This window comes from Pseudomonas sp. Leaf15, assembly GCF_001421425.1.
In the GTDB taxonomy this organism is placed as follows: domain Bacteria; phylum Pseudomonadota; class Gammaproteobacteria; order Pseudomonadales; family Pseudomonadaceae; genus Aquipseudomonas; species Aquipseudomonas salomonii.
Genome location: NZ_LMKI01000033.1, coordinates 150,878 through 162,812, shown reverse-complemented (window position 1 = coordinate 162,812; position 11,935 = coordinate 150,878). Strand labels below are relative to the sequence as shown.

Here is an 11,935-nt window from a genome sequence, read left to right as displayed (position 1 = left end):
CCCGCCTCAAGGAGAAGCGCCATGAATGACAGCCAGATGCCCGTACCTACGCCTTCCTACGAAGTGCGCCAGGGAGCCATGTTGTGTCATCTCGCGGCGTTTCTGGGGTTTGTGTTTCCCTTCGGCAGTGTCGTGGGGCCGCTGATCCTGTGGCAGATGAAGAAGGAAGTGGACCCGTTCATTGATGATCAGGGCAAGGAAGCCCTGAACTTCCAGATCACCGTGGCCATCGCCTGGATGGTGTGCATCGTGCTGGCCTTCGCGGTGATCGGGTTTTTCCTGATGGTCGCCCTGGCCATTGCCACGGTGGTGCTGACGATCATCGGCAGCATCAAGGCCAACAAGGGGATTGCCTATCGCTACCCCTTGACCTGGCGAGTGGTCAAATAATGAGCAGGCACAAAAAAACCGACAGCGATGTCGGTTTTTTTGTGCCTGGAAAAAGACCTTAGATGGTCAGTGTCCAGTCGTAGTCCACGATCAGCGGCGCATGCTGCGAGAAGCGCGGCTGGCGCGGCAGGCGTGCGCTGCGAACGAACCGGCGCAGACCCGGCGTCAGCAACTGGTAGTCGAAACGCCAGCCCAGGTTGAGCATTTCGGCCTGTTCGTTATCCGGCCACCAGCTGTACTGGTCGCCTTCACGGCTGACTTCGCGCAGGGCATCCACATAGCCCATGTTGCCGACAATCTCGTCCATCCAGGCGCGTTCCGGCGCCAGGAAACCCGGGGATTGCTGGCTGTCGCGCCAGTTCTTGATATCCAGCTTCTGTTGCGCCACGTACAGCGAGCCACAGTAAATGTACTCGCGACGTTTGCGTCGCTGTTTATCCAGATAACGGGCGAAATCGTCCATTAGCTTGAACTTCTGGTTCAAGTCTTCATCGCCGTTCTGCCCCGAAGGGAGCAGCAAGGTCGCGATGCTGACCTTGTCGAAATCGGCTTGCAGGTAGCGCCCGTAGCGGTCGGCTGTCTCGAAGCCGAGGCCGCTGATGACCGCCTTGGGTTGCAACCGTGAGTACAGAGCCACGCCACCTTGGGCAGGGACTTCGGCATCACAGGCATAAAGGAAGTAGCCATCCAGTTGGAAGGCTGGGTCGTCCAGTTCAAAGGCGGAGGCGCGGGTGTCCTGCAGGCAGATGACGTCGGCATTCTGTGCTTGCAGCCAACTGAGCAAACCACGCTCGACTGCAGCCTGAATACCATTGACGTTCACACTGATGATCCGCATAAATGGCCCCAAAAATCGCGTGCGTGTATGATACACGCCGTCTACCTAATTAGCTAAATCCGTGGTATCTGAGGCTTTTTTCATGCAGGCGTATCAACGCGATTTCATTCGTTTTGCCATCGATCGCGGCGTTTTACGCTTCGGTGAGTTCACCTTGAAGTCCGGGCGCACCAGCCCTTACTTCTTCAATGCAGGCTTGTTCAACTCGGGTTCGGCCCTGGCTCAGCTGGGTCGTTTCTACGCGGCTGCCATCGTCGACAGCGGTATTTCCTTCGACGTGCTGTTTGGCCCAGCCTACAAGGGCATCCCTTTGGCGGCTGCGACCGCCGTGGCCCTGGCTGAACATCATGAGCTGGATTTGCCATGGTGCTTCAACCGCAAAGAGGCCAAGGCCCATGGCGAAGGCGGCAGCCTGGTCGGTGCCCCGCTCAAGGGCGACGTGCTGATCATTGATGACGTGATCACCGCCGGCACCGCCATCCGTGAAGTGATGCAGATCATCGCTTCCCAGGACGGCGCCAAGGCCGCCGGTGTGCTGATCGCGCTGAACCGCCAGGAGCGCGGCAACGGTGAGTTGTCGGCAATCCAGGAAGTGGAGCGTGATTTCGGTCTTCCGGTGGTGAGCATCGTGTCGCTGAACCAGGTGCTGCAATACCTGGAAGATGACGCGCAGCTCAAGCAGCATTTGCCGGCGGTGCGCGCGTACCGCGAGCAGTTCGGCGTCTGACACGCTAGTCCGTGTGGGAGCGGGCTTGTGTGGGAGCGGGCTTGCCCGCGATAGCGGTGTGTCAGGCGGCGCATTTTTTGAATGTGCCGCTGTCATCGCAGGCAAGCCAGCTCCCACATTGGAACTGTGCAAACAAAAAAGGCCCCGCTCAATTGGATTGAGCGGGGCCTTTTGTTTCCAGCGTTTAAGGACGCTTGCGGTTACTGATCAGCGTGCCCACACCGGTATCGGTGAAGATTTCCAGCAGGATCGCATTCGGCACGCGGCCATCCAGGATCAGCGAGCTGCCAACGCCGCCTTGCACGGCTTCCAGCGCGCAGCGGATCTTCGGCAGCATGCCGCCGTAGATGGTGCCATCGGCGATCAGTTCGTCCACTTGTTGAGTGGTCAAACCGGTCAACACCTTGCCTTCCTTGTCCATCAGGCCGGCGATGTTGGTCAGCAGCATCAGCTTCTCGGCTTTCAGTGCTTCAGCCACTTTGCCGGCGACCAGGTCGGCGTTGATGTTGTAGGACTCACCGTTGGCGCCCACGCCGATGGGCGCGATCACCGGAATGAAATCGCCCTTGACCAACAGGTTCAGCAAGTCGGTATTGATGCCGATTACCTCGCCTACCTGGCCGATGTCGATGATTTCCGGCTGGGTCATTTCCGGCGTCTGGCGGGTCACCGTCAGTTTTTTCGCGCGGATCAGCTCCGCGTCCTTGCCGGTCAGGCCGATGGCGCTGCCACCGTGGCGGTTGATCAGGTTGACGATGTCCTTGTTGACCTGGCCACCCAGGACCATTTCCACCACGTCCATGGTTTGCGCGTCAGTGACGCGCATGCCATCGATGAAGTGGCTCTCGATCGACAAGCGCTTGAGCAGATCGCCGATTTGCGGGCCGCCACCATGGACGACCACCGGGTTGATCCCCACGGCTTTCATCAACACGATGTCGCGGGCAAAACCGGTTTTCAGCTCGTCGCTTTCCATGGCATTGCCGCCGTACTTGATCACCAGCGTCTTGCCGACGTAGCGTCGAATGTAAGGCAACGCTTCGGACAGGACCTTGGCAGTATTGGCAGCGGCTTCGCGTTCGAGGGTCATTCAGGGCTCCGGTAAAAAATCAGAACGGTAATTGGAGATCAGGGGCAACACGTTTCAACTGGGCGTGGAACACGTCCTTGATGCGCTGCAACTCAGCCTCGGTATCCGCCTCGAAACGCAGGACCAGCACCGGCGTGGTGTTGGACGCGCGAACCAGGCCCCAGCCTTTGGCGTAATCGACTCGCACACCATCAATGGTGGTCAGGTTGGCGCCTTCGCCCCATTGCGCATCGTGCAGTGCGTCAATGATGCTGAATTTGCTCTCCTCGGTCACATGTATATTGATCTCTGGCGTAGAAATATCGTTCGGGAAGGTCTGAAACAGCTCTTGCGCCGTGGATTTTTCCTTGCTGAGGATCTCCAGCAGACGGGCGGCGCTGTAAATGCCGTCGTCGAAACCGAACCAGCGCTCTTTGAAGAACACGTGGCCGCTCATTTCACCGGCCAACAGTGCGCCGGTTTCCTTCATTTTCTTTTTGATCAACGAATGACCGGTCTTCCACATTAGCGGGCGACCGCCATATTCCTTGATCAACGGCGTGAGGCGGCGGGTGCACTTCACGTCGAAGATGATTTCGGCGTTGGCGTTGCGCGCCACCACGTCACGGGCAAACAGCATCAGCAGGCGGTCGGCGAACACGTTTTCGCCGGTGTTGGTCACCACGCCAACTCGGTCGCCGTCACCGTCGAAAGCCAGGCCCACGTCGGCACCGGTTTCCTTGACCTTGGCGATCAAGTCCACCAGGTTTTCAGGCTTGCCTGGGTCCGGGTGATGGTTGGGGAAGTTGCCGTCGACGTCGCAGAACAGCGGGATCACTTCACAGTTGAGGGCTTCGAGCAGTTGCGGAGCGATCACGCCAGCCGCGCCGTTGCCGCAGTCCACCACCACTTTCAGGCGGCGCGCGAGTTTGACGTCGCCGGTGATCTGGTCAGAGTAGCGCTGCAGAATGTCGACTTTGGTGACACTGCCTTTGCCGCTGGTCAGGTCGTTGGTCTTGAGGCGATCGTGCAGGGCCTGGATCTGTTCGTTGGCCAGGGTGTCACCGGCGATCACGATCTTGAAGCCGTTGTAGTCCGACGGGTTATGGCTGCCGGTGAGCATCACCCCGGACTTGCCGGCCAGTACGTTGGCCGCGTAGTACAGCGCCGGTGTCGGCACCAGGCCGACGTCGCTGACGTGGCAACCGCTGTCGGCGAGGCCCTGGATCAGTTGTTCCACCAGCTCCGGGCCGGACAAGCGGCCATCACGGCCTACCGAGACATTTGGCTCGCCCTGGGCCAGGCTCTGGGCACCGATGGCGCGGCCGATCCAGTAGGCGGTTTCGGCGGTCAGGGTCTTTGGCACGACGCCACGAATGTCGTAGGCGCGGAAGATGCTGTCGGGGAATGTCGGGGCTACTCGGGCTGCGGTACTCATCGCGGGGGTGAACTCCATCTGAAGGGGGCAAAGCTGGCCTTAAAGTGGCTGACCGGCAGGCTCAAACTGAAGGGTATGACGGTGTTTTCGGCAGAGAGTTCGTGGTGCAAAAATGCCATCGGCGTGCCGAAGCAGTTTGGGGGAACGCGTAATACATTGATTTCATTATGGAAATCTCGCTGAATAAATCCGCACATTCTTCATCCTGAATAGCCATGCGGTGGCGTCTTGCCGGACAAATGCGTCCGGCAAGGTTCAGCTTAGTCAGTGGCTGCCGGAATGCCCAAAACCACCTGCGCCGCGCTGAGTTTCGTCGAACTCCTGCACCAGTTCGAAGTGTGCCTGTACCACCGGTACCAGCACCAACTGGGCGATGCGCTCGCCGACGGCGATGTTGAACGCGGTGTTGCCACGGTTCCAGCACGACACCATCAATTCGCCCTGATAGTCCGAATCGATCAGGCCTACGAGGTTGCCCAGCACGATGCCATGTTTGTGGCCCAGGCCAGAGCGCGGCAGGATCAATGCCGCCAGGCCTGGGTCGCCGACGTAGATCGACAGGCCGGTAGGAATCAGGATTGTCTGGCCCGGCTCAAGCACGGTGTCTTGCTTGAGCATGGCGCGCAGGTCCAGGCCGGCGGAGCCTGGAGTGGCATAAGCCGGCAGAGGAAATTCGTTGCCGATGCGGGGGTCGAGGATCTTGGCTTGCAAAGCGTGCATGTAAATTAAACCTGGTTCAGCCGTTGGGCGATAAATGAGATCAGTTGACGGGCAATCTTGCCCTTGCTGGTCTGGGCGAAAAGGGTGGCGTGCAGCTCACGGTCGATCACGCTGCAGGCGTTTTCCTCGCTGTTGAAGCCGATGCTCGGGTTGGCGACATCATTGGCAACGATCAAGTCGAGGTTTTTGTCTTTCAACTTGCGTGCGGCGTAGTCCAGCAAGTGCTCGGTTTCGGCGGCGAAACCGACGCTGAATGGGCGGTCCGGGCGCGTGGCGATGGTGGCCAGGATGTCCGGGTTGCGCACCATTTGCAGGAGCAGGCCGTCGCCGCTTGTAGGGTCTTTCTTAAGCTTTTGCGGGGCGACAACTTCCGGGCGGTAGTCTGCAACCGCTGCCGAGGCGATAAACAGGTCGCAGGGAATGGCCGCTTCACAGGCCGCCAGCATGTCCCGGGCGCTGACTACGTCGATTCGCGTGACGCGATCGGGTGTTGGCAAGTGCACCGGGCCGGTGATCAGAGTGACGCGTGCGCCTGCCTCGACCGCAGCTTCCGCCAAGGCAAAGCCCATTTTTCCTGAGCTATGGTTGGTGATGTAACGCACCGGGTCGATGTTTTCCTGGGTCGGGCCGGCGGTAATCAGCACATGTTTGCCCGTGAGAGCCAGGTGCTGAAAGCACTCGGCGGCGCACAGCGCGAGGTCGGTGGCTTCCAGCATGCGGCCCATGCCCACGTCGCCGCAGGCCTGGCTGCCCGAAGCCGGGCCAAATACTTTAAGGCCACGGCTTTGCAGGAGTTGGGTGTTGGCCTGGGTGGCCGGGTCGCGCCACATGGCCTGGTTCATGGCCGGTGCGATGGCGACGGTGGCGTCGGTGGCCAGTACCAGAGTGGTCAGCAGGTCGTCGGCAATGCCTTGGGCCAGGCGGGCGATCAGGTCGGCCGTGGCCGGGGCGATCAACACCAGGTCGGCCCATTTGGCCAGCTCGATGTGGCCCATGGCGGCTTCGGCCGCCGGGTCCAGCAGGTCCAGGTGAACCGGGTGGCCAGACAGGGCCTGCATGGTCAGCGGGGTGATGAACTCACTGCCACCACGGGTCATGACCACGCGCACTTCGGCGCCCTGGTCCAGGAGCCTGCGAACCAGTTCTGCGCTCTTGTAGGCGGCAATGCCGCCGCCGACGCCGAGAACGATGCGTTTCCGATACAGACGCTGCATTGGTTTGCCTTTCCAGTTCAGTGATGCCAGTTCAGTGACGCCTGCGATGCCCCCTCCCCAGGGGAAATCACATGCAAAAAAGAGGGCTTAAGATAACACAGCGACCGCCAGGCAACAGCGGCGCGCGTGCAGAGGGAGGTGGGATGAGTATTCGCGATTGGCCTGTGGCGGAACGTCCACGGGAGAAGCTTTTGGAATGGGGCGCGGCGAGTCTGTCGGATGCCGAGTTGTTGGCGATCTTCCTGCGTACCGGGGTTTCCGGCAGAAGCGCAGTCGACCTGGCCCGCCATCTATTGGCGCAATTCGGTGGCCTGCGCCCGCTGTTGGAGGCCAGCCAGACGCTGTTCAGCCAGCACTTGGGGCTGGGGCCGGCGAAATTTGCCCAGTTGCAGGCGGTGCTGGAAATGTCTCGGCGGCATATGGCCGAACGCTTGCGTGACGACTCGGTATTGGAAAGCCCGCTGGCCGTACGTGAGTACCTCAAGGCGTTGCTGCGCCACGAGCCCCACGAGATATTCGGCTGCCTGTTTCTTGACTCAAAGCACCGGGTGCTGGGCTTTGAGGCGCTGTTTGAGGGCACCATCGACACGGCCATCGTTTATCCGCGACAAGTGGTCAAGCGCGCACTCGCTTACAACGCGGCGGCGCTGATCCTGTGCCATAACCATCCCTCCGGGAGCGTCGAGCCGAGTGCGGCTGATCGAAAATTAACCAAAATATTGCAGAAGGCTTTGGAATCGGTGGATGTGCGGGTGCTCGACCACATTATCGTGGGCGATGGCGACCCGCTGTCGATGGCGGAATACGGATGGTTATAGCCCCGCCCATTGGGGCGGGGCCGGTTCTCAAGGCTTGACGCTGACCTTGGAGAAGTCCTGGCGCCCAAATGGGCTCACCTGATAGCCATTGATATTCTTGCGTGCCAGAGCGAACGCAGTGGGGTGCGCCAATGGCAGCCACAGGGCCTGCTGCTGAATCTGCGCCTGGGCCTGTTGGTAGAGCTTGCTGCGCACACCTTGTTCACTGGTGGTCTTGCCGGCGCTGATCAGCTTGTCCAGGGTCGGGTCGCAGTAGCGGGCGAAGTTGGTGCCGGATTTTACCGCCGCGCACGAGAACTGCGGGGTGAGGAAGTTATCCGGGTCGCCGTTGTCACCGGCCCAGCCCATAAACAACAGGTCATGTTCGCCGGCTTTGGCGCGGCGGATCAGTTCGCCCCACTCGATCACGCGAATCTCGGCCTGGATGCCGACCTTGGCCAGGTCTGCTTGCAGCAACTGAGCGCCGAGGTTGGGGTTGGGGTTCAGCAGGCTGCCGGTGGGGCGAGTCCAGATCGTGGTCTTGAAGCCATTCTTGAGTCCGGCTCTTTCCAGCAGCGTTTTGGCCTTGGCGATGTCCTGTGGATAACCCGGCAAGTCCTTGGCGTAGCTCCAGGTATTGGGTGGGTAAATGCCATTGGCCGCTTCGGCGGTGCCTTCAAATACGGCCTTGAGGTAGCTGCCTTTGTCGAAAGCCAGGTTGATCGCCTGGCGCACTTCGGGCTTGTCCAGCGGCGGGTGCTGGCTGTTGATCGCGACGAATGCGGTCATGAAGGCCGGGGTTTTTTCTACTTTGAGCGCGGGATCTTTCTCGGCTTCACCCACATCCAGCGGCTTTGGCGACAGGGCGATCTGGCATTCATCGCGGTGCAGCTTTTGCAGGCGCACGTTGGCATCCGGGGTGATGGCGAAGATCAAGTTATCCACAGCCGGTTTGCCGGCAAAGTAATCCGGGTTGGCTTTATAGCGGACCACGGCGTCTTTCTGGAACCGCACAAACACGAACGGGCCGGTGCCGATGGGCTGGCTGTTGAGTTTTTCGGGCGTGCCGGCCTTGAGCAGCTTGTCGGCGTATTCGGCCGGGTAGATCGAGGCAAAACCCATGCTCAACGCGGCGAGGAAGGTGGAATCGGCGTGATCAAGGGTGAAGCGCACGGTCAATGGGTCGAGGGCGTCGATCTTCTTGACCAGTGTGGGCAATTGCAGCGACTGCGCATGGGGGAAGCCGCTCTGGGCGATCTTGTGCCATGGGTTGGCCGGGTCAAGCATGCGTTCAAAACTGAAGCGCACGTCTTCCGCCGTCAGGGTGCGGCTCGGGGTGAAATACTCGGTACGGTGGAATTTCACGTCAGGGTGCAGCTTGAAGGTGTACACCAGGCCGTCCGGCGACACTTCCCAGCTGTCCGCCAGGCTCGGCACCAGTTTGCCGGCGGTGGCGTCGTAGTCCACCAGGCGGTTCATCAGCACGTCGGCCGAGGCATTGGTGGTGGTCAGCGAGTTGTACTGCACCACATCGAACCCTTCGGGGCTGGCCTCGGTGCAAACGCTCAAATTAGTGGCCGCAGAGGCCAGCGGCGCGATAAATAGAGGGGCGAGCAATAGGGGTAGGGCAGCGAGGCGCATATTCGGTTTCCTTTGCAGATCGAAGGCCCATCTGCGAGTGCAGTCTGGAAAAAGCCTACCGTAGTGGTCTGATTGATAAATGACTAGCCCATTTTTGCCTGTGCTTTTGGCGCAAATGCTGTTTTGATGGCGCCTCAGCGCGTTTCGTCTTGTGCTTTTGTGTGCCGGCGGGCGCGGTAAATCATTCTGTGCGACGAGTGGTCGGCTGTTGCAGCGGCCCCTCCTGGCAACGGTTCGGGCATCTATTGCCAAGATTTACGCCGGTAAAAACACACGGGCTGTTGTTGCATCAGGGTCTTTCTGGTATAAAGCAGCGCTCTTTTCTAGGGGCCCGGTTCCTTCACTGTAGGTGTAGCCGGTAAGACCCTTAAAGAAACGCGGCGCCTGGCGCCAAATGACTGAGAGATTAAGCGGCCAACCCATGCCGGGTTGGGCATGTGGTTTTAGAGGGCTGAGGCATGTCGAGAGTCTGTCAAGTTACCGGTAAGGGTCCGGTGACTGGGAATAACATTTCCCACGCAAATAACAAAACCCGTCGTCGTTTCCTGCCGAACCTGCAGCATCACCGCTTCTGGGTTGAAGAAGAGAAACGTTTTGTTCGCCTGCGTGTATCTGCCAAAGGCATGCGTATCATCGACAAGCGTGGCATCACTGTCGTGCTGGCCGAAATCCGCGCCGCTGGCAAGATTTAAGGAGCTTTATCATGCGTGAATTGATTCGAATGATCTCTAGCGCCGGTACTGGTCACTTCTACACTACCGACAAGAACAAGCGTACTACCCCGGACAAGCTCGAAAAGAAAATGTTCGACCCGCGCGTTCGCAAGCACGTGATCTACAAAGAAGGCAAAATCAAGTAATTGATTTTCTTCCTTGTGAAAAAAAGCCCGTCTCTCACGAGACGGGCTTTTTTTTGCCTGAAATGTGCTGATCAGGCTTTCTGCTCGAACACTACGTAGATCTTGCGGCACGGCTCCAGCACTTCCCAGGTGCCGCTGAACCCGGCGGGGATCACGAAGCGGTCGCCGGCACGCAAGGTCTTGGCATTGCCATCGGCATCACGCAGTACCGAAACCCCCTGCACAATCTCGCAATACTCATGCTCGCTGTAATTGACCTTCCACTGCCCGACTTCACCTTCCCACACGCCGGCGCTCATCTGGCCGCACGGGCTGTTGTAGTGGTTATAAATGGTTTGATCGGGGTCGCCCTTGAGAATTTTTTCGGCGGCCGGGCGGTAGCGGTCCGGGGCGGTGTTGGCTTGGCTGAAGTCGACGATATCCTGGATGCTCATGTGCGTGTCCCGTCTGGCCTGCGGTTGGAGAGCCCAAAGTCTATGTTTATTAAAATGAACATCGCAAGGGCGTTTACCGCCCTTATGTCAAATATATTGAAACACCCCCAGCCGCTGGTTTAGGGTGGCAGCTGCCTTGAGCCGAACAGCAGGCTGGCCGGGCAAGAATTCTTTGAGGCTGCCGGGGGACATCACCTGGCCCTTGTATTCAATAAGAGGAGGACACTCGCATGACCACCCTGACCCGTGCCGATTGGGAACAACGCGCCAAGGATCTGAAGATCGAAGGCCGCGCCTACATCAATGGTGAGTACACCGCTGCTGTTTCCGGTGACACGTTCGAATGCATCAGCCCGGTCGATGGCCGCTTGCTGGCCACCGTTGCCAGCTGTGACGTCGCCGACGCCCAGCGCGCTGTCGAAAACGCCCGCGCGACGTTCAATTCCGGTGTCTGGTCGCGCCTGGCGCCGGCCAAGCGCAAAGCCGTCATGATCCGTTTCGCCGCGCTGCTCAACGCCAATGCCGAAGAGCTGGCGCTGCTCGAAACCCTGGACATGGGCAAGCCGATTTCCGACTCCCTGGGAATTGACGTGCCGGGCGCCGCCAACGCCCTTAGCTGGAGCGGCGAGGCGATCGACAAGATCTACGACGAAGTCGCCGCCACCCCGCACAACCAGTTGGGCCTGGTGACCCGCGAGCCGGTCGGCGTAGTGGGTGCCATCGTGCCGTGGAACTTCCCGCTGATGATGGCGTGCTGGAAACTCGGCCCTGCGCTGTCTACCGGTAACTCGGTGATCCTCAAGCCGTCGGAAAAATCCCCACTGACGGCCATCCGCATCGCGGCCCTGGCGGTTGAAGCCGGCATTCCAAAAGGCGTGTTGAACGTGCTGCCGGGCTACGGTCACACCGTCGGCAACGCGCTGGCGCTGCACATGGATGTCGACACCCTGGTGTTTACCGGTTCCACAAAAATCGCCAAGCAACTGTTGATCCGCTCCGGCGAGTCGAACATGAAGCGCGTATGGCTGGAAGCGGGCGGCAAGAGCCCGAATATCGTGTTTGCCGATGCGCCAGACCTGCAAGCCGCCGCCGAATCCGCCGCTGGTGCCATCGCCTTCAACCAGGGCGAAGTCTGCACCGCCGGCTCGCGCCTGCTGGTCGAGCGCTCCATTAAGGATAAATTCCTGCCGCTGGTGATCGAGGCTCTGAAGGGCTGGAAGCCAGGCAACCCGCTGGACCCGGCGACCAACGTCGGTGCCCTGGTGGACACCCAGCAGATGAACACCGTGCTGTCGTACATCGAAGCAGGCCATGCCGACGGCGCCAAGCTGGTGGCGGGCGGCAAGCGCACCCTGCAAGAAACCGGTGGCACCTATGTGGAGCCGACGATTTTCGACGGCGTGACCAACGCCATGAAGATCGCCCAGGAAGAGATCTTCGGCCCAGTGCTGTCGGTGATCACATTCGACAGCGCCGAAGAGGCGGTCGCCATTGCCAACGACACCATTTATGGCCTGGCCGCAGCCGTGTGGACCGCTGATATTTCCAAGGCGCACCTGACTGCCAAGGCCTTGCGCGCCGGTAGCGTGTGGGTCAACCAATACGATGGCGGTGACATGACCGCGCCGTTTGGTGGTTTCAAACAGTCGGGTAACGGTCGCGACAAGTCGCTGCACGCGTTCGACAAGTACACCGAGCTGAAATCGACCTGGATCAAGCTTTAAGCAACACCGCAGGTCAAATGTGGGAGCCGGTTTGTGTGGGAGCTGGCTTGCCTGCGATAGCATCAACTCGGTGTAACAGATAAA

12 protein-coding genes and 1 pseudogene are annotated in these 11,935 nt (G+C 59.8%); 6 read left to right on the top strand and 7 right to left on the bottom strand.

Annotated features, from left to right (window positions below; all coding sequences use genetic code 11):
- The first annotated feature begins 21 nt into the window (after nt 1-21).
- Nucleotides 22-390 carry a DUF4870 domain-containing protein gene (locus ASE80_RS22285; protein ID WP_056860835.1) on the top strand — a complete coding sequence of 123 codons (369 nt, stop codon included), beginning with the start codon at nt 22-24 and terminating at the stop codon, nt 388-390.
- 58 nt (nt 391-448) lie between these two features.
- On the opposite strand, the gene ASE80_RS22280 is transcribed toward ASE80_RS22285, so the two are convergent.
- Entirely contained in the window at nt 449-1,228 is a 780-nt protein-coding gene (locus ASE80_RS22280; RefSeq protein ID WP_003176915.1) for an exodeoxyribonuclease III, read from the bottom strand.
- Nucleotides 1,229-1,310: 82 nt separating this feature from the next.
- On the opposite strand from ASE80_RS22280, the gene pyrE reads away from it, so the two are divergent.
- Entirely contained in the window at nt 1,311-1,955 is a 645-nt protein-coding gene (gene pyrE, locus ASE80_RS22275; protein ID WP_056860834.1) for an orotate phosphoribosyltransferase, read from the top strand.
- A 184-nt stretch (nt 1,956-2,139) separates the two neighbouring features.
- Here pyrE and argB read toward each other — a convergent pair whose 3' ends face one another.
- The 4 genes and pseudogenes from argB to coaBC form a co-directional block, all read right to left on the bottom strand.
- Complete coding sequence (gene argB, locus ASE80_RS22270; protein ID WP_015886532.1) at nt 2,140-3,045, bottom strand: acetylglutamate kinase; 906 nt, start codon at nt 3,043-3,045, stop codon at nt 2,140-2,142.
- 19 nt (nt 3,046-3,064) lie between these two features.
- A pseudogene (locus tag ASE80_RS22265) lies at nt 3,065-4,486 on the bottom strand (phosphomannomutase/phosphoglucomutase); the annotation flags it as partial.
- A gap of 240 nt (nt 4,487-4,726) precedes the next feature.
- Nucleotides 4,727-5,182: a dUTP diphosphatase gene (gene dut / locus ASE80_RS22260; protein ID WP_056860833.1), complete on the bottom strand. Its 456-nt coding sequence runs from the start codon at nt 5,180-5,182 to the stop codon at nt 4,727-4,729.
- 5 nt (nt 5,183-5,187) lie between these two features.
- A complete protein-coding gene (gene coaBC / locus ASE80_RS22255) occupies nt 5,188-6,396 on the bottom strand; it encodes a bifunctional phosphopantothenoylcysteine decarboxylase/phosphopantothenate--cysteine ligase CoaBC (RefSeq protein ID WP_015886530.1) in 1,209 nt (402 codons plus the stop codon).
- 143 nt (nt 6,397-6,539) lie between these two features.
- Here coaBC and radC point away from each other — a divergent pair, with 143 nt between their 5' ends.
- The gene (gene radC / locus ASE80_RS22250; RefSeq protein WP_056860832.1) at nt 6,540-7,214 is read left to right on the top strand and encodes a RadC family protein; all 675 of its coding nucleotides are present in this window, start codon (nt 6,540-6,542) and stop codon (nt 7,212-7,214) included.
- 27 nt (nt 7,215-7,241) lie between these two features.
- Here radC and ASE80_RS22245 read toward each other — a convergent pair whose 3' ends face one another.
- The gene (locus ASE80_RS22245; RefSeq protein WP_056860831.1) at nt 7,242-8,834 is read right to left on the bottom strand and encodes an ABC transporter substrate-binding protein; all 1,593 of its coding nucleotides are present in this window, start codon (nt 8,832-8,834) and stop codon (nt 7,242-7,244) included.
- Nucleotides 8,835-9,292: 458 nt separating this feature from the next.
- Here ASE80_RS22245 and rpmB point away from each other — a divergent pair, with 458 nt between their 5' ends.
- Both rpmB and rpmG read left to right on the top strand, forming a co-directional pair.
- On the top strand, nt 9,293-9,526 hold the full coding sequence (rpmB, locus tag ASE80_RS22240; RefSeq protein ID WP_003176907.1) for a 50S ribosomal protein L28: 234 nt from the start codon (nt 9,293-9,295) through the stop codon (nt 9,524-9,526).
- Nucleotides 9,527-9,537: 11 nt separating this feature from the next.
- Nucleotides 9,538-9,693: a 50S ribosomal protein L33 gene (rpmG, locus tag ASE80_RS22235; RefSeq protein ID WP_003176906.1), complete on the top strand. Its 156-nt coding sequence runs from the start codon at nt 9,538-9,540 to the stop codon at nt 9,691-9,693.
- 71 nt (nt 9,694-9,764) lie between these two features.
- Here rpmG and ASE80_RS22230 read toward each other — a convergent pair whose 3' ends face one another.
- Entirely contained in the window at nt 9,765-10,127 is a 363-nt protein-coding gene (locus ASE80_RS22230) for a cupin domain-containing protein (protein ID WP_056860830.1), read from the bottom strand.
- A 230-nt stretch (nt 10,128-10,357) separates the two neighbouring features.
- Here ASE80_RS22230 and ASE80_RS22225 point away from each other — a divergent pair, with 230 nt between their 5' ends.
- Nucleotides 10,358-11,851, top strand: coding sequence for an aldehyde dehydrogenase (locus tag ASE80_RS22225; RefSeq protein ID WP_056860829.1), 1,494 nt, complete (start codon nt 10,358-10,360; stop codon nt 11,849-11,851).
- Nucleotides 11,852-11,935: the final 84 nt, after the last annotated feature.